Raw genomic sequence first — 23580 nt, forward strand, 5'->3', positions numbered from 1 at the left:
CTTCTGTCTTTACCGAACGATCGTCAATGTCTCGGCCGCACGCGTAATGGCAGTGTAAAGCCACCGTTCGCGAGAATCGCGGAACGCAAAACTTTCGTCAAACAGGACGACGTTGTTCCACTGCGAACCCTGAGCCTTGTGAACAGTCAACGCATAACCGTAATCGAACTCGTCGTAACGCTTGCGTGTCGTCCATGGTATCTCGGCGTCCGGCTCCTCGAACGCGGCCTTCAAAAGCTTTATCTTGGAAGCCCCGCGATCCATATCGTCATCTTCTGGCCGGATCATCAGGTTGATGCCCGGTTTCACGGTCTCGCGCGACGAACTCATCACCTGCCAGAGAGAGCCATTGAGCAATCCTTTGGCTGGATCGTTGCGAAGGCAGACGAGCTTGTCGCCGGATTGCGGATAATCCGCACTAAAGCCCTTCAGCTCACGCAGGCGCTGGTTATAACGGCGGCGCGTGCGGTTGGTGCCAACCAGAACCTGGTCCGCATCCAGCACCAGACCTTGAGTAACCTCGTTCTTGGAAATGACCTGCGCAGAACCATAATCACCACGCATGATCTCCTTACCTTCGCGAACGTCCATGGCAAGCTGGATGATGGGATTATCTTTTGCCTGGCGGTGAATTTCCGAAAGAAGGAAATCAGGCTCCTGATCCGTAAAGAACCCGCCACCGGATACCGGCGGCAACTGACCGGGATCACCGAGAACCAAAATCGGCGTGCTGAAGCTCATCAGGTCTCGGCCAAGCGCCTCGTCCACCATGGAGCACTCATCAATGATAATCAGAGCCGCCTTCGCGAGTGGGCTCTGGCGGTTGATGGAAAACATCGGTGCGATGGATGTCTTGCCCGTTTCTTCATTCTCTACCGCCTCTTCGCCGCGCGGACGGTAGATCAGCGAATGGATCGTACGGGCATTCGTCGCTCCGCGTGAGCGCAGGACCTGCGCGGCCTTGCCCGTGAACGCGGCAAACAGCACTTCGCCATCGACATTCTCGGCAAAATGTTTCGCAAGCGTCGTCTTCCCCGTGCCAGCATAGCCAAACAGCCGGAAGACCGGCGTGCGGCCTTCCTTCAGCCAGCGCGAAACAGCCTTCAGGGCTTCATCCTGTTGCGGTGAAAATTGCATCCGCTCTCTTCGCAGGATTCGAGCCTGGAGCGCAACTGAAAAAGAACAGACAAAGAATGGAGCACTGCGATAGGATCGCCGCATAGTCAAAACGACGCGACCCTGCAGAATGCCTGGACCATGGAATAGAACCGAATACCCGTAACTTTTGATGGATCGACCATGGCACCCACGCCGTTAGACTGTCACAGGCAGCCGAAAACCGGAGCGATCACATGCACGATGACATTCCAACGGTCACTCTCCTCTCTGGACTGAGCATTCCCGCCTTGGGGATCGGAACCTGGAACATGGGCGAACGACCCGGCGACGCCTCACAGGACATAGCCAGCATTCGCAAAGCTATTGAGCTTGGGATGGCCGTGGTTGATACGGCGGAAACATACGCCGACGGAGGCTCTGAAGAGATCGTTGGCACGGCAATCAAATCTGTGCGTGGCGATGTCTTCCTCGTGAGCAAGGTCCACCCAGCCAACGCCTCCGCTCAGGGCACCATCAAGGCTTGCGAGAGAAGTCTGAGACGGCTGGGAACAGACCATCTGGACCTCTACCTTCTGCACTGGCGCGGCTCGTATCCGTTGGAAGAAACCGTTGATGCATTTGAAAAGCTGAAGGCGGATGGAAAGATCAGGGACTGGGGCGTTTCCAATTTCGATGTCGACGATATGGAGGACCTTTTCTCCATACCGGGCGGCAAAAACTGTGCGGCCAACCAGGTGCTCTACAACCTGTCCCGTCGCGGGCCGGAATACGATCTGCTACCTTGGTGTCAGAGCCACGGCGTGCCAATCATGGCCTATTCACCCATTGAGCAAGGCCGCATTCTCTCCAACCACGAACTCATCCGCATCGCCAAGGCCTATCAGGCAACCCCTGCGCAGATCGCACTGGCATTCCTTCTGGAGCGCGACGGTGTTATGCCAATCCCGAAATCCTCAAACCCCGACCGCGTGACCGAAAATCGGGGTGCAAGCGAGCTTGAGATCAGCGACGAAGACTGGACGGCCCTCGACGCGGAATTTCCTCCGCCGAATTCAAAAGTCCCGTTGGAAATGATCTGATTTTTCAGTTGCTTGCAACGCTTTTTTGATTCGGGTTCGCCAGCGAGGCAATCAGGCCTCATCGCGTGCTGTAAAACCTTTTAACCACGACATAAGCCGGATACGATATGATCATCAAAATGATGCTCGCTTCATGCGTGGAAGCTGCGTTGGCCCATTTATCTACACGCGCATGGCTACCCCACAAGCCGACCCCGATCAGGGCTGCTCCACCCGACAATAAGCCGCCGACCAAAGAGAGACCCCACCAAGGCAAGATGATCGAGCCGCTGGAGACGAGGTGGAGTGTGAAAGCGGAACCAGCCATCAACAACAGCCCTACCGTTAGAAGATAACTCCGACAATACAACGCCCATGCCTCTTTTGATTTTCGGTTCATTGTGTTGCCTCGGGCGCTTGTCCAGATGCAATGGCAAAAACCAACGCTGTGAGAGCGAAAGCAACAAAAATGGCGATATGGCAGCGTCCAACGACTGTCGAAAAATATGCTTTGATTTCTTCACCAAAAATTCGGATTTTCAGCTGGAGGCGGTTCACGGCGATGTCGTTTTTCTGCGAAAACAAATCGTTTTCCCATAACGGACCAAAGTCTTTACGGCGCGCGAGTCGGATAAACATGACGAGTTGAAGGCAAATCGCGAGCAGGATCGCGACGCTGGCGCATATGATGAAATTTTCTTTCAACGAGGTACTCTCAGGCTACAGCTGTCTGACCAACTCACAAATAGTCCGCATGTGAGGCCCCGCTCAACCCATAACGACAAAAAAACCCGCGACTAAAGCCGCGGGCTTTCTCGCACTGATCCATCGGGCGGATTTTACATCCCCTGCGGTCCCCTGTTCATCGCAGCAATGCCTGTTCGGCAAACTTCGATGAGGCCCAGCGGTTTGATAATCGTCAGGAACTGATCGATCTTGGACGACTTGCCGGTGATTTCGAAGATGAAATGCTCCAGTGTCGCATCGACCACCTTGGCGTGGAAAGCGTCCGCCAAGCGCAGCGTTTCGGCACGGTCTTCGCCACGTCCGGCCACCTTGATGAGAGCGACTTCACGCTCGATCGGGCGATCCTGGCCGTTCTGGCGGGCGCGAACCGTGAGATCTACGACGCGGTGAACCGGAACGATCCGTTCCAGCTGCGCCTTGATCTGCTCCAGCACACCCGGCGTACCGCGCGTCACAATCGTGATGCGCGACAGGTGCGATTCGTGCTCCGTTTCCGAAACGGTCAGGCTCTCGATGTTGTAGCCGCGACCAGAAAACAGGCCGATGACGCGGGCGAGAACGCCCGGCTCATTGGCGACGAGGACCGATAGCGTGTGGTTTTCAACGGTTTCCGTTTCCTTCTGAATGAAGTAGGCCGAACCGGTGGGCTGTAGATGTGCGTTCATATCCGTATTCCTCTCCAGATCAGACGAGCTGACGGCCCTTGGCGTCGATAGCGGTGGCAACGGCTTCGTCGGTTGCCTCGTCCGGCAACAGCATCTCGTTATGCGCCTTGCCCGACGGGATCATCGGAAAGCAGTTGGCGAGATTGGCGACGCGGCAATCGAAGATGACAGGCTTGTCGACCGCAATCATTTCCGCAATCTTGTCGTCCAGTTCCTTGGGATCATCGCAATACATGCCGACACCACCATAGGCTTCCGCCAGCTTGACGAAATCAGGCATGGCTTCAGTGTAGGAGTTGGACAGGCGGTTGCCATGCAGCAGCTGCTGCCACTGGCGCACCATGCCCATATACTGGTTGTTCAAGATGAAGATCTTGACCGGAAGGTTATGCTGGATCGCACAGGACATTTCCTGAATGCACATCTGGATCGACGCATCACCGGCAATATCGATAACCAAGGCTTCCGGATGAGCGACCTGAACGCCGATAGCGGCAGGCAGGCCGTATCCCATGGTGCCGAGGCCGCCGGAGGTCATCCAGTGGTTTGGCTCTTCGAAACCGAAGAACTGCGCCGCCCACATCTGATGCTGGCCAACTTCCGTGGTGATGTATGTGTCGCGGCCCTTCGATGCTGCATACAGACGCTCAAGCGCGTATTGCGGCATGATGACATCTTTGGAATTCTTGTAGGAAAACGACTTGCGGGCACGCCAGCGCGTAATGCTCTCGTTCCACTCTTGCGTCTGCGCCTTTTCCGGTTTGTTCGGCAAAGCGCGCCAAACGCGAACCATGTCTTCCAGGACATTGCCGACATCGCCAATGATGGGCACATCGACGCGAACGTTCTTGTTGATCGAAGACGGATCGATATCGATGTGGATTTTCTTGGAATTGGGCGAAAACGCATTCAGACGGCCCGTGATACGGTCATCGAAACGCGCGCCGACGCAGACCATGACGTCGCAATCGTGCATGGCCATATTGGCTTCGTAAGAGCCGTGCATACCCAGCATGCCCAGCCACTTCTCGCCAGACGCGGGATAGCAGCCAAGACCCATCAGCGTCGATGTGATCGGGAAACCGGTCAGCTGAACCAGTTCACGCAGCAGGCGCGTGGCTTCCGGGCCGGAGTTGATGACGCCGCCGCCGGTATAGAAGACCGGGCGTCTGGCTTTAGACATCAGCTCGACGGCCGCGTGGATGGCGTTGATATCGCCGTGGACCTTCGGCTTGTAGCTCTTCTGCTGGATCGCGGCAGAGGGTGGCGTGTAGGTGCCGGTCGCGAACTGAACATCCTTGGGAACATCGACGACGACTGGGCCAGGACGACCGGTCTGGGCAATGCGGAAGGCTTCATGAATGATGGCGGCCAGATCGTTGACGTCCTTGACCAGCCAATTGTGCTTTGTGCACGGACGCGTAATGCCGACCGTATCGCATTCCTGGAACGCGTCGGAGCCGATCAGCGTGGTCGGAACCTGCCCGGAAATGCAGACGAGCGGAACACTGTCCATCAACGCATCCTGCAACGGCGTAACCGCATTGGTGACGCCTGGACCCGAGGTTACCAGCATCACGCCGACCTTTCCGGTGGAGCGGGCATAGCCTTCGGCGGCGTGGCCTGCACCCTGCTCGTGGCGAACCAGGATGTGCTGGATGTCGTCCTGCTGGAAAATCTCGTCATAGATCGGCAGAACCGAACCACCCGGATAACCGAAAATATGCTCGACGCCGTTGTCCTTGAGGGCTCTCAGAATGATTTCCGCGCCCGTCATGGTGTTATTGCTTTCGGTCGTGTCCTTATCCGTCATTGCCTGTTCCATCCCGATTTGGCCTTGGATATCGCGGGGCCGTCTGGCCCAAGTGGAGACATAAAAAAAGGCTCCTTTGAGGAGCCTCGTTCAGCGCATGGGTGCTTTCGCCGGATGGTTACACCATCCTGCCCATGCGCCGTCCCACCACGATAAGTACGTTAAGATTTTTCATGGGAGCGAGTGTTAGCCAGAAAACCATTCTCCGTCAACGCGTATTGCGGAAAAAACCGGCATTCATTCCATTTATTACGTACAAACACCGCTTGAAGACATAAAAATACGTCAGCGTTATACCAGTTGTTAAATGCGATCTTATAGACTGGAGGCAATGAACGGGACAACCCGCGCGCGGCCGTCAAAAGGCCGACAGACCTATGACAGGGGCAAGACGTGTTTAACGACGACCTTCGCAAATCCGCGACCGCAGGCGCGCATGAGCGCCGCGATGAGTTGACGGCAGGCAATCGCCTGCTGGGCCACGTCATTTCCTGCACAGGATCGCGTGCGACGATTTCCGCAACGACAGAACCCGGCAAGACGGATCTTGCCGAACTGTGGTCGGTCGGCAGACTGATTTCCATCGACCTTGGCGAAACACGCGTCGCAGCCCTCACCTACGCCATGAAAACCAGCGAAGCCGGTTGGTCGGCAAGCCGCAGCAACACGCTTCTGATTGATGTCGAGCTTCTGGGCGAAATCCATCTTACACCCGATGGCACCGAGCGTTTTTCCACCGGCATTTCCCGCTATCCCTATCTGGGCGCCATTGCCCACCGCATTCGCGCCAGCGACCTGATGCGGATCTATGACAATACCGGGGGTGGCGCTTGCGTCGTCGGCCGTCTGACGCAGGACGATAGCGTCGATGCGACGATCAGCATTCCGGAAATGCTGTCGAAGCACTTTGCCGTTCTCGGGTCGACCGGTGTCGGAAAGTCCACTGCGGTGTCGCTGTTGCTCAACAAGGCGATCGAGAAAGACCCGAAACTGCGCGTGCTGATTCTCGATCCGCACAATGAATATGCCGCAGCGTTTCCGCAGACATCCGTTGTTATCGATACCGATACGCTCGACCTGCCCTTCTGGCTGATGAAGCTGGAGGAATTCACAGAGGTGCTTTACCGCGGACGCAAGGCCGTAGCCGAAGAACTGGATGTCCTGCGCGACCTCATCCCGGAAGCCAAACGTGCCTTTCGCGGCTCGGAAAACTCCATCATGCGCCGCGCCTCGGAAAAGTCGTCTCTGACCTCCGATACCCCCATTCCTTACCGCATCGCCGATCTTCTCGCCCTTATCGATGAGCGCATCGGGCGGCTGGAGGGGCGCGACGAGAAGCCAGCCTTGCGCAATCTGAAAATGCGCATCATGTCGGCCATCAATGACCCGCGCTACCACTTCATGTTCTCCAACAGCACGATCAGCGACACGATCATGGAAACGGTCGCGTATATTTTCCGCGTGCCCGGCGAAGGCAAGCCCATCTCGGTCTTTCAACTGTCGGGCATTCCGTCAGAAGTCGTGAACTCCGTCGCATCTGTTCTATGCCGCATGGCATTCGAACTGGCGCTGTGGAGCCAGGGCGCGATCCACACGCTCGTGGTTTGCGAAGAAGCGCACCGCTATGTCCCCGCCGATCCCGCGCTCGGATTTTTCCCGACCCGACAGGCCATTGCCCGCATTGCCAAGGAAGGCCGTAAATACGGCGTTTCGCTCGGCATCATCACCCAGCGCCCCGGAGAACTGGACCAGACGATTCTCTCGCAGTGCTCGACGGTTTTCGCCATGCGGCTTTCCAACGAAAACGACCAGGAGATTATCCGCTCGGCTATCCCGAACTCGTCGGTTTCCACCACCAGCTTTCTGTCGTCCATCGGCAATGGCGAGGCCATCGCTTTCGGCGAGGCGATCAACGTACCGATGCGCATCAAGTTCAACCGCGTGCCGGTCCATGTCCTTCCGAAAGCCAACGGCGTCACGCACTCCGCACTGGAAGACACGCCGGATACGGTTGACCTGCGCTCCATCGTCAAACGCATGCGTTCGGTCAGTGGCCCGGACATTTCCGGGTTCCGCCAAAGCTACGACGCGAAGATCGCTCAGGACGCGGACGAGGAAGAATTCGAAAGCTGGAAACGGGAATTCAACGAAAGTACCGGAAGCGAACCCTATCGCCCGGAAATGCTGCCACGAAGCTCTGCCTTTTCTGCAAAAGCGCAAATGCCGACGACTGCGGCACCGCCGCGGGCTGATGTCTTGAAAAAACCGCTGGGAAGCCTGTATCGGAAGGATTGAGGATCGCTTCGCGCCTTAGGGCGTTTCCTCGTTAAATGGAAACACTCTAAGGCACAAGGCGTTCCCAGTCCTCTCCCATCTGATTGCGAAACCACGTCATCTGACGCTTGGCATATTGGCGGGTGGCAGCTGCGGCTTTGTCGATGACCTCTGCCTCACCCATGCGTCCCGCCAGCATCTCCGCAATCTGGAAAACACCAATGGCCTTCATCACCGTTGCGTCCGATGAAAGCCCGAGCGCCAGAAGCGCTCTGACTTCCTCAACGGCACCGCTCTCCATCATGCCTTCAAAACGACGGTTGATGCGGTCATGCAGCACGGCCCTCTCCGGCAGCACCACGAATTTTTCAGCTCGCGCCTGATCGATGATGACCGGCCCGTTGGCGTGTTGAAATGTGCGGATGGACTGTCCCGTCGCCTCCCAAATCTCCAAAGCGCGGACGATGCGCTGACCGTCGCTCGGCTTCAGGGCGGCGGCGGTCTGCGGGTCGTGGACCGATAGCTCGTCATAGAGGTTTGCAGACCCACTTTCGACCAATCGCGTCCGGTATCGCTCCCGGATTTCGGTCGGAATTGCCGGCATATCGGACAGTCCACCCGCCAAGGCTTGAAAATAAAGCCCTGTGCCGCCAACGATGACCGGATGACGCCCCTCGCTTCTTAGATTTTTCAGGAGCGCAGTCACGTCTCGCAGCCATTCACCGGTGGAATAGGATCTGGATGCGGGGATATTCCCATACATGTGATGCGGTATGCCATCCATGTCATCCGTGGAAGGCCGTGCGGTGAGCACCTGCAAGGTATCGTAGACCTGCATGCTATCGGCATTAATGACAACACCATTCTTCTGCCGGGCGACACGAAGCGCAAGCGCGGACTTGCCGCTTGCCGTTGGGCCGGTTATCAGGGTCGCATCGAATTCGTCACCAAGGTTTCTCATCATGGCTCTCGTTGCCACGCTTATCGCCAATCCGTCAAATCCTGTTCTCAATTCCGTCATAGCAGAGAGCGCCGCAAAGGCACTCGACGCTTCCGGCCTCTATTGGCTGGCGGATGGGATCGCATGCGATTTGGTGCTGCGCGATGGTACGGACTTGGCGGCGGCAGAACGCGTGCTGCGGATGGCTATCGCCGACAGACCCATCGACATCGCCATTCAGGATCAGGACAAGCGCCGCAAGAAAATTCTGATCGCCGACATGGATTCCACCATGATTCAGCAGGAATGCATAGACGAACTGTCGGCCGAAGTGGGCCTGAAAGACGAAGTTTCCCTGATTACCGCGCGCGCCATGAACGGCGAGATTGCATTCGAGCCTGCTCTGCGCGAGCGCGTGGCACTGCTGAAGGGCCTGCCAATTTCGGTGGTGGACGATGTCATCGAAAGACGTGTGACGCTGACCCCCGGCGGCATGGAGCTCATCGCCACCATGAAGGCGAAAGGCCACTATACGGCTCTGGTGTCGGGCGGTTTCACCGTCTTTACCAGCCGTATCGCTGAAACGCTCGGCTTTCATGAAAACCGCGCAAACATACTGGGCGAGAAAGACGGCCTTCTCGATGGCACCGTGGCCGAACCCATCCTCGGCAAGCAGGCAAAAGTTGATGCCCTCAACGACATTGCGACGACACTGGGGATTTCTCCTGACGACGCGATGGCTGTTGGCGATGGCGCCAACGATCTCGGCATGTTGCATCTGGCGGGATCGGGCGTTGCCTTACACGCCAAGCCAGCCGTTGCGGCAGAAGCGAAAATTCGCATCGATCACAGCGATCTGACCGCGCTTCTTTACCTTCAAGGTTATCGCAAGGCTGATTTCGTTACCTCATGATCTTGCGCGGAACTTCCAGACTGCTCCTTCGGGAATGGAGAGAGACGGACCGCGATCTTTTCCGGGAGATCAATGCGGACCCCAAAGTCATGGAGTTTTTCCCCCAGGCGCGAAGTCATGACGAATCCGACGTGGCGCTCGACCGGGTCAACGGGTTGATCCGCGCGACCGGTTACGGCTTCTATGCCATGGAACTGCGTGACACCGGCGAGCCGATCGGCTTCTGCGGCATTGTGCCCGTCAATCTCGAAGACATATTTCCGCTCGGCACGATGGAAATCGGTTGGCGTCTGGCGACCCGATACTGGGGTAAGGGTTATGCGACTGAAGCTGCGAAATCGCTCCTGGCCATGGGTTTCGATGAGAAAAAGCTGCCTGAAATCGTGTCTTTCGCAGTCAAGGACAACCAGCGCTCCGTGGCCGTCATGAAACGCACCGGCCTTATCCGAGACCCGTCACGTGATTTCCTGCACCCGCGCGTGCCGGACACCCACCCTCAGCTCAAACCGCACGTGACCTACGCGCTGACGCTGGAGCGGTGGTTGGGGAAATGAGCGACCAGTCGACAGGGACCAATGCGGTAACGCAGTGAAAGTCGAGCGGAAAAGCACTTATGCTTCGTCATCACCCGTGTCGAGCTTGCCCTGATCGAGCATACGACTGGCTTTGTCATTGAGAGCGGACGTAAGATTTTTTTCGGTCTTGGTACGACCGAATGTCAGGCGGTTTTGCTCCGCCTGCTTTTCCTTATCACTGCGCGCCTTCTGTTTGCGAAACTGGCGCAGATTAACGACATCGCCTGTCACGACCATCTCCCATCTGCGCCAATGACTTCAAACAATCACTTGTTCTTGCGGAATGCATCCAGAGAAACCACGGAGCCGGCCTTTTTCTCTTCGTCCGGCTTCTCTTCGGTCGAGGTCGAGGAAGCCTTGTTCTCGGCAGGTGCCGGATAGGCTGTGATTTCCGCCTCCACGACGTCTTCCTCTTCTGCCAGGGGAACGTCGAATTCGAGTTCGAAATTTACCGATGGATCATAGAAGCCCCTGATCGCATTGAAAGGAACGACAAGCTTTTCAGGCGTATCGGAGAAGGACAGGCCGATTTCGAACTGTGTGTCCGTAACCTTCATGTCCCAGAACTGATGCTGGATGACGATGGTCATCTGCTCGGCATACTTCGACTTCAGGTGCTGCGAGATACGCACGCCTGGAGCGCCGGTCAAAAAGGTGATGAAAAAATGGTGGTCGCCGGGTAGCCTTGCCGTCGCAGCAACTTCGCTCAATACCTTGCGAATAACGCCGCGAAGGGCATCCTGTGCGAGAATGTCGTAACGGATATGATCCTGCCCCATACGGTCCTGTCTTTCCTATGCAAACGTCTTTTATCGTATTATACGCAATGTCCTACAACGCAGCAACGGAAAAGCCCGCCTGCCCCGAGTCATTTCGACTTATAGCCGATCGCGCCGAAATGGAGAAGGTGGAGGTTTCTGTTGCCAGGTACCTCCGAACCCCGCCTTACGGGGCTAACCGTAAGGGCTTAAGTCGGAATTCCCACACCGCCATTAGGCAGCGAGAGCGTATTCCTTAGCGTTGTTGTCATTTGCAACTACACTTGTGACCCGATAACGGCGGTATCATGCCGAGCAAAAGTTCGATCTTTACACCCTTGTCGATCCTATTTCACCCCCATCAAAAGCCGGCCTTCTCAAAGGTCCGCCGGTTTTTGGTGGAGGCGCCGGGTACCGCCCCCGGGTCCAATAGGCTTATTTCATCGACCGTTTATCGCCATATCCGGATTTGCATCCGGCAAGGACCATATAGGCGCTTCGTGCGGCGGAGAAAAGGGGGCTGATGACATTTCGATGAAAGGTCGCGCGCAATTCTTGACGGGACCGCGGACTTGCCACATTCTGCTTTATAAGTAGAGACTTAAATTAACAGATTCATATGTGGGAGGACAGAACATGACGGACTATCTCGCAGATGTGAGACTATACGACGCCAATGCCGATGAAGACGCGGTGGCTAAAATTGTCAAACATCTCGGCATTGCTTTGCGCAATCGCGATTCTGCACTCGTTTCCTCATCAGATCCTGAAGAGTTGGCCCGTGTCAAAACGAACTGGTGTGGCAAGAAGCTGGGCGTGACCGGCGCCGATGCCGACAAAGCGGTCGATGACACCATTACCGCGATGAAGGGCGACCGCACAAAATCACGCGTGACCTTCTATTACCTCGTCGCCAAGCACCTCGGGAAATTGGAAACGCTCTGATTTCTGTGGGCCGCCGCCGTGGGTGACTGGCTCCGTAGCCTCGAAGGCCATATGGTGCCAGCTGTTTAGAATCGGCGGCGGACCATCATGAAGCAATATCTCGACCTTCTCCGGCATGTCATGGACACCGGTAGCGACCGGGGCGATCGGACCGGAACTGGTACGCGTTCCGTCTTCGGTTACCAGATGCGTTTCGATCTGTCTGAAGGCTTTCCGGTCCTGACCACCAAGAAGCTGCATCTGCGCTCGATCATTCACGAACTTCTGTGGTTCCTGAAGGGCGACACCAATATCGCCTACCTCAAGCAACACGGCGTTTCTATCTGGGACGAATGGGCCGATGAGGATGGCAATCTCGGCCCCGTCTATGGCGCCCAATGGCGCTCCTGGCCCGCACCCGATGGCCGCCACATCGACCAGATCACGCTTTTGATCGAAAGCCTCAAAACCAACCCCAATTCGCGCCGTCATATCGTATCGGCCTGGAACCCGGCTCTTGTGGATGACATGGCACTGCCACCCTGCCACTGTCTGTTCCAGTTCTATGTCGCGGATGGCAAGCTATCCTGTCAGCTCTACCAGCGCTCCGCCGATATCTTCCTCGGCGTTCCCTTCAACATCGCATCTTACGCGCTGCTGACGCTGATGGTGGCCCAGGTCACCGGCCTGAAGCCGGGCGATTTCGTCCATACGCTGGGCGATGCCCATATCTACGCCAACCATTTCGAGCAGGCGCAACTGCAAATGCAGCGCACGCCAAAAGCGCTGCCGTCCATGCGCCTGAATCCGGACGTTAAAAATCTCTTCGACTTCACGTTCGAAGATTTCACGCTGGAAAATTACGAGGCGGACGCCTCCATCAAGGCACCGATTGCGGTATGATACAGCCAAGCGTCATCCTCATAGCAGCTGTCGCTGAAAACGGCGTCATCGGCCGTGATCTCGACATGCCCTGGAAGCTGTCGTCGGACCTAAAGAGGTTCAAGGCGCTGACCATGGGCAAACCGATGATCATGGGACGAAAGACGTTCCTTTCGGTGGGAGAGCGTCCCTTGCCCGGACGTCCGCACATCATCGTCAGCCGCAATCCTGACTATCACCCCGATGGTGTCGATGTGGTTTGGTCTCTGGAAGATGCGCTCTCTTTGGCTCGAGACAGGGCGCAAGCTCTTGGCGTCGATGAGATTTTCGTGGCCGGTGGTGGCGAGATTTACCGTCAGGCCATGCCCTATGCAGATCAACTTTCCGTCACCCATGTCGAGGTGTCGCTGGAGGGCGATACTTTTTTCCCGACCATCGATCCGCTCGTCTTTTTCAAAACCGAGGAAACGCCTTGGCCTGCAGGGGAAAAAGACAATTACCCGGTGAGATTTACAACTTATCGTCGACATCACGCCAAGACGTGAACTATTTACCGTGATTGGGTATTAAGTTACCGCCTCTGCGTTGAAACGGACCGCTCTCCTACTTATAACTGAGACCACAGTCCCGCGTGACATGCGCAAGCATGGTCAGGAGGGAGCGGGAGAGTTTTTAGCATAAGAGGTATGGATGCCCTGGAGCAATCAGAATGGCGGCGGCGGCCCTTGGGGCGGCGGCGGCGGTAACAACGGTGGCAGCGGTGGAAACAACCAGGGAGGCCCCTGGGGTCAGGGACCAAACCGGCCACGTGGCGGCGGTGGTGGAGGCGGCGGCAATGGCGGCCCTCCAGATATCGAAGAGATCATTCGTCGCAGCCAGGACCGTTTCAAGAGCCTGCTTCCAGGCGGCATAAACGGTGGCGTGGTCGCCATCCTTGTTCTCGTCGTGCTGGCCTTTGTCGGGATTCAGTCGTTTTACACTGTTCGCCCGGACGAACGCGGCGTCGAAACACGCTTCGGCACACCGAAGGATGAGGTTTCGACGCAAGGCGCTCACTTCCTTCTCTGGCCGATCGAAACCGTTGAAATCGTCAAGGTGAGCCAGCAGCGGCTGAATATCGGGACGCGCTCGAATACATCAACAACCGATGCTTCGGCAACGGGCGTTATGCTGACGGGTGATCAGAACATCGTCAACGTGCAATTTGCCGTTCTTTACACGGTGAAAGACCCTAAATCATTCCTCTACAATGTCGAAGCGCCTTTGAACACGTTGCAGCAGGTGGCCGAAAGCGCCATGCGCGAAATCGTTGGACGGCGTCCAGCGCAGGACATTTTCCGCGACAACCGAGCACAGGTTGCCGAGGAGGTTAAGACAATCATCCAGAGCACCATGGATGGCTATGGTGCCGGCATCAACGTCAACGGGGTTTCTATTGAAGATGTAGCTCCGCCACGCGAGGTCGCCGATGCATTTGAAGAAGTTCAGCGCGCCGAACAGGACGAGGACCGTTTCGTGTCCGAAGCCAATCAATATGCCAACCAGAAGCTGGGTGCCGCGCGCGGCCAGGCTGCGCAGATCGTTGAAGAGGCCAGCGCTTACAAAAGCCGCGTCGTCAACGAGGCACAGGGTGAAGCACAGCGCTTCGTTTCAATCTATGACCAGTACCGCTCCGCGCCGGACGTAACGCGCCAGCGCATGTTCATTGAAACCATGGAGCAGGTTCTGAAAGGATCCAACAAGATCATTATTGACGAAAAGCAGGGCGTGATGCCGTATCTGCCGCTGAACGAGATCATGCGTAACAACCCGAATGCGGCACCTCGGGGGGGCAACTGATATGACCAATCGTCTCATTGCACTTATCGTGGGTTTTGCGATCATCTTATTTGTGGGCTACTCGTCCATCTATATCGTGACGCCGGTCACGCAGGCCGTTGTCCTTCGGTTCAACCAGATCCAGAGTGTCAGAAGCGAGCCAGGCATTTACTTCAAGCTGCCGTTCCCTTTCATGGGGCTTGATCGCGTGCAATACATTGAGAACCGTGCCCTTCGCCTCGACTACGAGAATATTCGAGCACAAGTTTCGGGCGGTAAGGTGTACGAGGTCGATGCGTTTCTCGTCTATCGTATCACCGATCCACGCCGCTTCCTTGCGAATGCGAGTGGCGATCAAGAGCGAGCTGAAGGGCAGCTGCGCACCCTGTTCGACTCCTCACTGCGCCGCGTCTATGGTCTGCGTGGGTTCGAATCCGCTCTCTCAGATGCGCGTGCATCGATGATGCAGGAAGTGCGAGACGACTTGCGGCCAAGTGCTGAAGATCTTGGCCTGAGCATTGTCGATGTTCGCATTCGACGCACCGATCTCAGTCAGGATGTCTCAGTCAACACATTCGGGCGCATGCGCTCCGAGCGTCTTGCCGAAGCGGAATTGATCCGCGCGCGTGGTAACGAAGAAGCACAGCGTCGTCGCGCTATCGCCGACCGTCAGGTCGTTGAGCTCGAATCCGATGCCAACCGCCAGTCGGAAGTGCTGCGCGGTGAAGGCGATGCAGAGCGGAACCGGATCTTCGGCGAAGCCTTCCAGCGTGATCCGAGCTTCTTCGAGTTCTATCGCTCGATGAGCGCCTATGCTACATCGTTGAGCGGCACGGGCACGACGCTGGTTCTGTCTCCGGACTCGCCGTTCTTCCGTTATTTCAACGATATCAATGGCGCATCTCCTCAGCCGGCGCCACCGGCTCCTGCTGCACCAGCAAACTGAGCACGGTGACATGATAACAAAGGGCCGGTGGAAACATCGGCCCTTCTGCTATTGAGGGCTGGCAAGTGGTTGACCGATCCCTGCATATGGATCGACTTATCAAAATTCGGAGATAGCATTGAACATCAACGATATTCCCTTCGGCACCACGGACTGGTCGCAGGTCGAACCCACGGTACACGCGGGAGAAACCGGAAGCGCCACCTGGCGTACCCGACACTTCGGCAGCATCCGTGTTCGCATGGTGGACTATACGCCCGGCTATCTGGCCGATCACTGGTGCACCAAGGGTCACATTCTGTTGTGCCTCGAGGGTGAACTGAACACCGAACTGGAAGATGGCCGCAATTTTCTTCTGAAAGCAGGCATGAGCTATCAAGTGGCAGACAATGCAGAGCCGCATCGCTCATCCACCTCCATCGGCGCCAGGCTTTTCATCGTCGATTGAGTGCATGTCGTGCAAAGCTGCACCTTTGCTGTGCGGCGTCGATTTTCGTGGATGATGGGGCGATTTGTCGATCATTCACGAAAAGGTATTTTTACACTTCATCATTCCGCCTTATGCTTGGCTAGTTTACAGAACGCCATGTTTTGCAAGACGCGAGGACGCCGTATGCCCGTTTCTACTCTTTCACCTTTCCGCAGCAGCATCGCCGCCATGGCAGGACTTGCCATCATCGCAGGCGGACTTGTTCCGGCAGGTGCCAGAGCGCAGAGCGTCGGCCCCGCGTCGGTCGCTGATCTGGCCGCGCCGCTGCTTGATGCGGTGGTCAACATCTCCACCTCTCAGAGCGTCAAGACCGAAGGTAAGGGCCCGACCCCTCCCCGCATTCCAGATGGCTCGCCCTTCCAGGAGTTTTTCAAGGATTACTTCGACAACAAGGATTCTGACAGCGGCGGCAAGGTCAGTTCTCTCGGCTCCGGCTTTGTCATCGACCCCGCCGGTTACGTCGTCACGAACAATCACGTTATCGAAGGTGCCGACGATATCGAGGTCATTTTCCCCAATGGCAACAAGCTGAAGGCCAAACTGGTCGGTACAGATACCAAGACCGATCTTTCGGTGCTGAAGGTGGAGCCGAAGGCGCCTCTGAAAGCCGTCAAATTCGGCGATTCCCGCGCCATGCGAATTGGTGACTGGGTCATGGCCATCGGCAATCCATTCGGGCTCGGTGGCTCGCTCTCCGTCGGCGTCGTGTCTGCGCGCGGCCGCAACATCAATGCAGGTCCCTACGACAATTTCATTCAGACGGATGCCGCGATCAACAAAGGGAACTCCGGCGGCCCGCTTTTCAACATGAAGGGTGAAGTCATCGGTATCAACACGGCCATTATCTCGCCCAGCGGCGGCTCGATCGGTATCGGCTTTTCCGTGCCCACCGAGCTTGCGCAAAACATCGTCCAGCAACTGATCGAGTTCGGTGAGACGCGTCGCGGCTGGCTTGGCGTTCGGGTACAGCCCGTCACCGAGGATATCGCATCCAGCCTTGCCATGGACAGCCCGCGTGGCGCGTTGATCTCGGGCGTGGTAAAGGGTGGGCCGGTCGAAAACGGCCCGATCCAGGCGGGCGACGTCGTCCTGACCTTCGATGGCAAACCTATTCAGGAAATGCGTGATCTGCCGCGTGTGGTCGCGGAAAGCCCCGTCGGCAAGGAAGTCGATGTCGTTGTGCTTCGTGACGGCAAGGAGCAGACCGTGAAAGTCAAGCTCGGCCAGTTGCAGGATAGCGCGGAAGAGCAACAGCCCGGAGCAGGTGCAGGCAACGAAGAAACGATGCCTGACGACGGCGAAGGCGGCGAGATGGCGCAGCCGAATGAGAACGGTGGCGAGCAAGACCCGCAGGCACCGGATCAGCGAGAGGCTGCACAGACAGTTCTCGGGATGAACCTCGTTGCATTGACGACGGAGCTGCGTACCGCAAAAAGCATCGCCGAAAGCGTCGAGGGTGTCTTGGTGGCAAGCGTCGAGCAGGGCTCGGTCGCTGAGCAAAAGGGCATCAAGGAAGGCGATGTCATCGTTGAGGTTGGCCAGGACTTCATGGACGTCCCCGGTGATGTGCTTGTGCGCGTCAACGGTCTGAAATCCGCCGGTCGCAAGAATGCCCATATGATGGTCGCAGACGCCAAGGGCAATCTGCGTTTCGTCGCAATTCCTCTGGAATAGCCTGAAGAAGACGCCAGGAGGGCGGTTTCCCACGTCCCGTCCTCCCGCGTCGTTAAAGCAACTTGCTCGCTGAAATATCACGCTGTGACGCTGGCAGTAAGGACGGCCCCATCCAACCAAGAGATTTTCTGAAGGCGGAACCTCACCGCATCGAGCAGCGTTAAAGCGTGCCAGCAAAGTTAAAGAATTAAAAAATCATAAGCTTACGCGCATCTAATACATCCGGCAGGCAGCGCGTTGAATCAGTTTGGAAAGACACAAATTTGATCCGCAAGCATTCCACCACGCTCCATGGTCACCGGACCAGCATATCCCTAGAAGACGCCTTTTGGGACGAACTTCGAACCATTGCCGAAAAACGCAAAATGAGCTTCGCCGCCCTTCTTGCAGAGATAGACGACAACCGCCCTGAGAACAGCAACCTCTCTTCGGCTTTGCGTGTCTATGTCTTGGGCTGGTTGAAAAGCCAATCCTAGCAAGATCGACAGAATCTCACATAGTGAAACTCAGGGCCTTCATCACAGCAATGATGGTCGCCCTTGCCAATGTGGACGTCGCAGCAGGCGGCAAGGCAATGATGATCTTTTTGAAGGCGGTCATCGCATTTTTTCCTCAAACCGGAAAACGCGGCGGCGCAAAGGGCTTGCGCGGACGCCATTCGTTTCCTGCCGGGCGCGACTAAAACGCTGAATAGAGCTTCCGGTCCTCGCACGATTTTAACCGCACTAACGAATATTTTCCTGCGTCGGTGGCACGATAAGCACCGGGCCTGCTGGCGGCTTCGGCTGCGTATCTTGCTCGCGCTCCAACCGGTCCTGTTCGGCTTTTTCAGCCTGAAGCCGTTCCTGCGCTAGAGTTCGCAAGCGCTCTTCTTCTTGCTTGCGGGCTTGCTCCGCCGCCGCCGCGCGTTCTTTTTCGGCCTGTCGCTCTGCAGCCGTAAACCGGAAGAGCGCGACTTCGCGACGCAAGCGTTGCTTTTCCATAATGCTGGCCTGCAATGCTTCAACCCGGCGTCGCTCCCGCTCAAACGCGCGTAGCGACAGGTATCCGGTTAGTCCCGACACATCGGTTGTAAGTGCCGGTTGGGAGAATGGACCCGTATAGTTGAGGCGAACGGAGGGCGTTGCGCCCGCAAGTTCCTCCGCACCGACGTCGAAAACGAGGTCGATGCCGCCAGTCAGCGTGCTGCTCGCAAGATCAAGTGCAACATCGGCAGTAACAGCCACCTGCTCGGTCTTGGCTGTCAAATTCTGCAGACGCATCTGGCCATCACCCAGCGTAAACGGCATGGACACAGCACCGAGCGGGATTTCGCCTTGCCAGAGATGCGCGTCTACCAGAGGGCGAACCTTGGCTGCATCAATGGTGCCTTGAAGCTCGTTTGCGGCTTGAAGCCATGGCTGGACAGAAGCCTGGTTCAGCCCACGCAAAACAAGGCCGTCCGCCCGGATTTCACCTGAGCCGCTTGCCGATGACAGAAGTTCGCTCACACTTTTGCCGGTCGCTTCCGCCGTCAAGTCGATGGCAAAGCGTCCACTGGCGACGGGCGTCTGCCCGCTTTTCCACATCACCGTCTCAGGGTTAATGCCGGATGCCGCGATCTTGGTGCGGAAGATGCCAGCGCCCTCGCCTGCAGACATGGAGACCCACCCCGAAATCTTGCCGCCCATCCAGTCGCCGCTCATATTGTCCAGCGACAGCATGCCGTTCGACTGGTTGAGCACAAAGGCCATACCCGTCACGGTGCCATAGGCGCCTGTTTCGAAGTTTGCGGCTTTAACATTAAAAGAGGCGTCGAGTTTCGGAAAGGCAGGAAGAGAAACAGGCTTGGCGCTCAAGGCGCCAGATTCGGGATCAATCACCGGGCCGTAAATCGTGTCCCCAAGCCATGCCAAATCGACGGTATCAAGAGATATGTCGCCCGTCACCTTATACGGTTCGGCCAGCGACGTGGAAAAACTACCTGTTATCGGATTTCCACCGGCCTGCCCCGACAGACTGGACAGGGTTGCCTTCTCCTGGTCAACAGTCAGCGTGGCCTTTCCTTTTACGGACATGCCCCCACCCAATTGCGGCAGGCCGACAGCATTCATAATGAGGTAAGGCTCGAGATCAGCGCTTTCCAACGAGACATCGGCATTACCCTGTCCGAAACTTCCCGCCGCGAGCGAAAAATGACCATTGGCCGAAAAATGGGTACGCTCGGTCGAAAAGCGAAAGTCTGTTTGTACTGGCGACCCAAGCGTGCCGTTGAGCTTCAGCGACAACAATCCTTCGCCATCGGCGTCGAAAGGCAGCGGATCGAGACCCGCTTGACCAAACAGGATCGCCGTCGACTGATTCTTGAGAACGGCCTCCAGCGTCAGCGCTGCGTCATCCGTGTTGGACAAGACATCGGGAAGCTTGGCAACCGCAGACACACGGCTTCCATTGATGGTCCCCGATACGGCGGCGTTCGCACCGCCATTGTTGCTATCTACCGAAAGATCGACGGCAATGTCGGAATTCGAATACCACGGCGCACTCACAACCAGCCGGTCCACAAGGGGGTGATGCGGCAACTTCTGACGCAGCAGATTAAACACGGGCTGCATATCGGCGGCACGAAGATTGACGGTTCCCTTGCCCTCAAAGTCCGACAACGAGCCCTTGATCTGCCCCTTTGCCCGGACCTCGGCCCCCGCAATATCACCAGCCGTCATGCTCTGGAGCGCGAGGACGCCATCGGTCAGGGTAAAGGCGGTTTCCACGCGGTTGGCTGTGACACCCGCCATGTTGAAGCGATCAGCCTTGAACTTGGCTGTAATGCGGTGGTCGAGAACGGAGCTACCGACCTGATCGCCCAGAGCAAGTCCGCCCAGCGCTTTCAGCGCATCCAGATCGATCTCGTTGCCGGACAAATCAATATCGATGCTGGCGCCCTTGTCCTCGGCCTGACGGATCAAGCGGCCGCGCAATGATGCCTGACCGATGGCCAGCTCCAGATTTTCGAAACGCTGCGCCTGCGTCGTCAACGATACGGTCGACGAAAATCCCGCCGCATTCAGCTGCCGGATGGCCGGATCAACCGTGCCGGACAGCCAGTTGGCAAGACCAGATGGTTGGTTGGAGGCAACAAGGAGATCGCCGTTGAACGCCGGACCATTGGTCAACGTCAGAGAACCCTTGGCTTCAAACTGGGTGCGTCCAGGCAGCACGGCGACGGCGTTTTCAACCTGCCAACCGGCACCGTCCGGGCGCACATCGAGACGGATATCCCGAATGGTGGTGTCATCGGACACCAGTGCGGGAAGCCGGATGCTGGCTTTGCCAGGAACCTGCGGCACGGGAATGCGCGCAATGAGGCTGGCGAAGGACTCGATGCGCTGACGCAATGAGGCGGTCGGCACACGCGATGTCTTGCCCGTTTGAACCGGTGCAGGTGCAAAACGGTTGAAATCGATCTGCTGTCCATCCGCCGTCAGCAGGAACTCGGGTGCCGTTCCCGTGTCGAGTGTGGCTTCACCGGTGACGATGTACGGGTTTTCCGCTCCGCCCAACTCCATACGGTAACTCGGCACGCGCACACGACCGTTGGTCAGTTCGAAGCTGCCGCGGGTGCGCGGTGCAGTGAAGATGGATTGGGACTGGCTGGCCTGCTGCTTCTGCTTGTCATCCTGTCGGAAATTGAAGGCGAAGGAACCGCTATAGACCGGCCGGCCCCCGGTCGCAGCAATTGCCCCATCCAGATCGATCTCGACCGGATGCTCATCCGGGAGCATACGAAGACGGAGACCCATGCGCCCGGCATTAGCCTCCGGCTCACCGCTGGAGAGTGAAAACGACCCTGCGTGACCATCGACCGCTGCACGACCCTCCGCACGCCAGGGACCGGCAAGCGACTTGGCGGACATATCGGCAGTCAGACCCGTAACGATGCGGTTGCGACCGGATTGCTCATCGATGAATTCAATCTGGCCGCCTTCGATGCTGACATTTTCCAGCACGACGGTCTTGGCCGGAATGACGGCGCGGCTTCCCCGCGTCCAGTCCAGCGTTCCATCCTTCAGCAGCCTGATCTTGGCTTTCGGCTCCTCGATGCGCATATCGAAGATACGGGCTTCCCCGGAGAGGAACGGCGCAAGTTCTGCATCCATGGAGAAACGGGCAACCTGGATTTGCGGGGAACCGTCAGCATCCATACCGGCGCGCACGTCATGCAACGTGACCGATGGAAAAGGCAGAAGCCGGGCTTCAACGCGGCCGTGTACCACGACCTTCTTGCCCAGAATACGGCTTGCCTGATCCTCGAAGTCGCGCCGAAAATCAGTCCAGTCGATAAAATACGGGATGAACAGCGCCGCAAACAGCGCCACGACAAGCAGTCCGCCCAGAAAAACCAATATGCGTCCGAGCACGACCTGACGTCTCCCTTAACCGACGATGAAAACTATCTTTTTTTCCCGCCAGAGCAAGCATCATTTCGGCGTCAAAGATAGTCTCCTATACGCTATCGACGCGAAAAAGCTTACCCGGATTGAAAATATTATTCGGATCAAGTGACCGCTTGATGGCAACCATCACATCAAGCGCGCCACCCACCTCTTCTGCCAGGAAACTCATCTTGCCCTGTCCGATGCCGTGCTCGCCGGTACAGGTCCCATCCGCATCAATCGCCCGCCGGTTCAATCGGGCAACGAAGGCTTCAGTGGCTGCAACACTTGCGGCATCCTTGCCATCGAACAGCACAAGAACGTGGAAGTTTCCGTCCCCCGCATGACCGACGATGGGTGCAAGCATGGCGTTGTCGATGATGTCCTGCTGGGTCTCCGTCACGCATTCCGCAAAGCGGGAAATCGGAACGCAGACATCAGTCGAGAGTACGTCAAGATGCGGCGCGAGCGCTTTGGATGCCCAATAGGCATCGTGCCGCGCCTTCCACAGCTTGGCCCGCTCCTGCGCATCGCTTGTCCAGCGAAACGCGCTGCCCCCACACTCTTCAACGATCTCCGAAAATTGCCGGGATTGCAGCGCGGTCGTTTCCTCCGTACCGTGAAATTCCAAAAACAGGGTTGGCTTTTCTTCGTAAGACAGGCCGGAATAAGCGTTACAGGCGCGGATCTGAACCTCGTCCAGAAGCTCGATGCGCGCAACGGGAACGCCCATCTGAACCGTCATGATGACGGCGTCGCAGGCCTCCTTGATGGTCGCGAACGTGCAGACGCCGCCTGCGATCTTCTCCGGGATACCCTGCAAACGCAATGTAACGGAGGTAATGACTCCAAGCGTACCCTCTGCCCCAACGTAAAGTCGCGTCAGATCATAGCCAGCCGACGATTTGCGTGCGCGGCGACCGGTGCGGATTTCCTCGCCATTGGCCGTGACCACCGTCAGCGCCAGCACATTGTCCTTCATCGTGCCGTAACGCACAGCGTTGGTGCCGGACGCGCGGGTAGATGCCATTCCGCCAATAGACGCATTGGCCCCGGGATCGATGGGAAAGAACAGACCCGTGTCACGCAGATAGGTATTGAGCTGTTCGCGCGTCACACCCGGCTCCACCGTAACATCCAGATCCTCGGCATTGACCGAGAGAATGCGGTTCATGCGGCTGAAATCGACCGAAATGCCGCCCGTGGGCGCATTGATCTGTCCCTCAAGCGAAGACCCCACGCCGAAAGGAATGACCGGAACATGATGTTGCGCACAGGCTCTGACCACGGCTTTCACGTCATCGGATTTTTCCGCGAACACAACGGCATCGGGCAATTGCGTGGTGAGATACGTGGTGGTGTGCGCATGTTGCTCTCGAAAAGACTGGCCGGTCTGAATCTTATCGCCAAGCTGTTGTTTGAGAACATCGAGAACGGCAGCGATTCCCGCTTCGTTTCTCATTCCGGCAACCACGTCTTTCAATGCCATCATCGTCTCCAATGCAATACGAAACCGGACTCACCCCGTCAGGCAAGTCCGGCTGGTATGTGGCACGACCTTGGATTTGTCCA

The 23580-nt window shown here is 57.1% G+C and carries 21 protein-coding genes and 1 other RNA gene; 12 read left to right on the forward strand and 10 right to left on the reverse strand.

Annotated features, from left to right (window positions below; translation table 11 throughout):
- Positions 1 to 9: 9 nt before the first annotated feature.
- Complete coding sequence (locus tag EKM04_RS14650) at positions 10 to 1137, reverse strand: ATP-dependent DNA helicase (protein WP_183895554.1); 1128 nt, start codon at positions 1135 to 1137, stop codon at positions 10 to 12.
- A 215-nt stretch (positions 1138 to 1352) separates the two neighbouring features.
- Between EKM04_RS14650 and EKM04_RS14655 the strand changes: the two genes are divergently transcribed.
- A complete protein-coding gene (locus EKM04_RS14655; protein ID WP_183895552.1) occupies positions 1353 to 2198 on the forward strand; it encodes an aldo/keto reductase in 846 nt (281 codons plus the stop codon).
- A 375-nt stretch (positions 2199 to 2573) separates the two neighbouring features.
- On the opposite strand, the gene EKM04_RS14660 is transcribed toward EKM04_RS14655, so the two are convergent.
- From EKM04_RS14660 to EKM04_RS14670, 3 genes are all read right to left on the reverse strand, one after another.
- The gene (locus EKM04_RS14660; protein WP_174153460.1) at positions 2574 to 2882 is read right to left on the reverse strand and encodes a hypothetical protein; all 309 of its coding nucleotides are present in this window, start codon (positions 2880 to 2882) and stop codon (positions 2574 to 2576) included.
- Positions 2883 to 3016: 134 nt separating this feature from the next.
- Positions 3017 to 3589 carry an acetolactate synthase small subunit gene (gene ilvN, locus EKM04_RS14665; protein ID WP_045228882.1) on the reverse strand — a complete coding sequence of 191 codons (573 nt, stop codon included), beginning with the start codon at positions 3587 to 3589 and terminating at the stop codon, positions 3017 to 3019.
- A 19-nt stretch (positions 3590 to 3608) separates the two neighbouring features.
- Positions 3609 to 5402 carry an acetolactate synthase 3 large subunit gene (locus tag EKM04_RS14670; RefSeq protein ID WP_183895550.1) on the reverse strand — a complete coding sequence of 598 codons (1794 nt, stop codon included), beginning with the start codon at positions 5400 to 5402 and terminating at the stop codon, positions 3609 to 3611.
- Positions 5403 to 5795: 393 nt separating this feature from the next.
- Here EKM04_RS14670 and EKM04_RS14675 point away from each other — a divergent pair, with 393 nt between their 5' ends.
- Positions 5796 to 7697 (forward strand): ATP-binding protein, encoded by a 1902-nt coding sequence (locus tag EKM04_RS14675; protein ID WP_183895548.1) that lies wholly within the window; start codon positions 5796 to 5798, stop codon positions 7695 to 7697.
- A 46-nt stretch (positions 7698 to 7743) separates the two neighbouring features.
- Here the strand turns inward: EKM04_RS14675 and miaA are convergent, their stop codons facing one another.
- Positions 7744 to 8640 (reverse strand): tRNA (adenosine(37)-N6)-dimethylallyltransferase MiaA, encoded by an 897-nt coding sequence (miaA, locus tag EKM04_RS14680; RefSeq protein WP_183895546.1) that lies wholly within the window; start codon positions 8638 to 8640, stop codon positions 7744 to 7746.
- Between miaA and serB the strand changes: the two genes are divergently transcribed.
- Both serB and EKM04_RS14690 read left to right on the forward strand, forming a co-directional pair.
- Positions 8639 to 9529, forward strand: coding sequence for a phosphoserine phosphatase SerB (serB, locus tag EKM04_RS14685; protein WP_183895544.1), 891 nt, complete (start codon positions 8639 to 8641; stop codon positions 9527 to 9529). The two genes, miaA and serB, sit on opposite strands and share 2 nt — an antisense overlap.
- Complete coding sequence (locus EKM04_RS14690; RefSeq protein ID WP_183895542.1) at positions 9526 to 10083, forward strand: GNAT family N-acetyltransferase; 558 nt, start codon at positions 9526 to 9528, stop codon at positions 10081 to 10083. Before serB ends, EKM04_RS14690 begins: the two co-directional genes overlap by 4 nt.
- A 57-nt stretch (positions 10084 to 10140) precedes the next feature.
- Here the strand turns inward: EKM04_RS14690 and EKM04_RS14695 are convergent, their stop codons facing one another.
- The 3 genes from EKM04_RS14695 to ssrA all read right to left on the reverse strand — a co-directional run bounded on the left by EKM04_RS14695 (position 10141) and on the right by ssrA (position 11381).
- On the reverse strand, positions 10141 to 10335 hold the full coding sequence (locus EKM04_RS14695) for a DUF4169 family protein (RefSeq protein WP_183895540.1): 195 nt from the start codon (positions 10333 to 10335) through the stop codon (positions 10141 to 10143).
- Between the two features lie 35 nt (positions 10336 to 10370).
- Complete coding sequence (locus EKM04_RS14700; RefSeq protein ID WP_174153467.1) at positions 10371 to 10883, reverse strand: SspB family protein; 513 nt, start codon at positions 10881 to 10883, stop codon at positions 10371 to 10373.
- A 127-nt stretch (positions 10884 to 11010) separates the two neighbouring features.
- Positions 11011 to 11381, reverse strand: a transfer-messenger RNA (tmRNA) gene (ssrA, locus tag EKM04_RS14705).
- Positions 11382 to 11498: 117 nt separating this feature from the next.
- On the opposite strand from ssrA, the gene EKM04_RS14710 reads away from it, so the two are divergent.
- The 8 genes from EKM04_RS14710 to EKM04_RS14745 all read left to right on the forward strand — a co-directional run bounded on the left by EKM04_RS14710 (position 11499) and on the right by EKM04_RS14745 (position 18072).
- Positions 11499 to 11807, forward strand: a complete 309-nt coding sequence (locus EKM04_RS14710; protein ID WP_183895538.1) for a DUF2853 family protein — start codon at positions 11499 to 11501, stop codon at positions 11805 to 11807.
- An 87-nt stretch (positions 11808 to 11894) separates the two neighbouring features.
- Complete coding sequence (locus EKM04_RS14715) at positions 11895 to 12689, forward strand: thymidylate synthase (protein WP_183895536.1); 795 nt, start codon at positions 11895 to 11897, stop codon at positions 12687 to 12689.
- Positions 12686 to 13213, forward strand: a complete 528-nt coding sequence (locus EKM04_RS14720; RefSeq protein WP_183895534.1) for a dihydrofolate reductase — start codon at positions 12686 to 12688, stop codon at positions 13211 to 13213. Before EKM04_RS14715 ends, EKM04_RS14720 begins: the two co-directional genes overlap by 4 nt.
- Before the next feature lie 145 nt (positions 13214 to 13358).
- Positions 13359 to 14507 carry an FtsH protease activity modulator HflK gene (gene hflK, locus EKM04_RS14725; protein WP_183895532.1) on the forward strand — a complete coding sequence of 383 codons (1149 nt, stop codon included), beginning with the start codon at positions 13359 to 13361 and terminating at the stop codon, positions 14505 to 14507.
- Position 14508: 1 nt separating this feature from the next.
- Positions 14509 to 15432, forward strand: coding sequence for a protease modulator HflC (gene hflC / locus EKM04_RS14730; RefSeq protein ID WP_183895530.1), 924 nt, complete (start codon positions 14509 to 14511; stop codon positions 15430 to 15432).
- A gap of 118 nt (positions 15433 to 15550) precedes the next feature.
- Positions 15551 to 15880 carry a DHCW motif cupin fold protein gene (locus EKM04_RS14735; RefSeq protein WP_183895528.1) on the forward strand — a complete coding sequence of 110 codons (330 nt, stop codon included), beginning with the start codon at positions 15551 to 15553 and terminating at the stop codon, positions 15878 to 15880.
- A gap of 165 nt (positions 15881 to 16045) precedes the next feature.
- The gene (locus EKM04_RS14740; RefSeq protein WP_183895526.1) at positions 16046 to 17596 is read left to right on the forward strand and encodes a Do family serine endopeptidase; all 1551 of its coding nucleotides are present in this window, start codon (positions 16046 to 16048) and stop codon (positions 17594 to 17596) included.
- Between the two features lie 263 nt (positions 17597 to 17859).
- Positions 17860 to 18072, forward strand: a complete 213-nt coding sequence (locus EKM04_RS14745) for a ribbon-helix-helix domain-containing protein (protein ID WP_174153484.1) — start codon at positions 17860 to 17862, stop codon at positions 18070 to 18072.
- Between the two features lie 249 nt (positions 18073 to 18321).
- Here EKM04_RS14745 and EKM04_RS14750 read toward each other — a convergent pair whose 3' ends face one another.
- Together EKM04_RS14750 and EKM04_RS14755 are read right to left on the reverse strand one after the other, a co-directional pair.
- Positions 18322 to 21993: an AsmA family protein gene (locus tag EKM04_RS14750; RefSeq protein WP_183895524.1), complete on the reverse strand. Its 3672-nt coding sequence runs from the start codon at positions 21991 to 21993 to the stop codon at positions 18322 to 18324.
- An 85-nt stretch (positions 21994 to 22078) separates the two neighbouring features.
- On the reverse strand, positions 22079 to 23497 hold the full coding sequence (locus EKM04_RS14755) for an FAD-binding oxidoreductase (protein ID WP_183895522.1): 1419 nt from the start codon (positions 23495 to 23497) through the stop codon (positions 22079 to 22081).
- Positions 23498 to 23580: the final 83 nt, after the last annotated feature.

The organism is Rhizobium skierniewicense Ch11, assembly GCF_023757665.1.
GTDB lineage: Bacteria > Pseudomonadota > Alphaproteobacteria > Rhizobiales > Rhizobiaceae > Agrobacterium > Agrobacterium skierniewicense.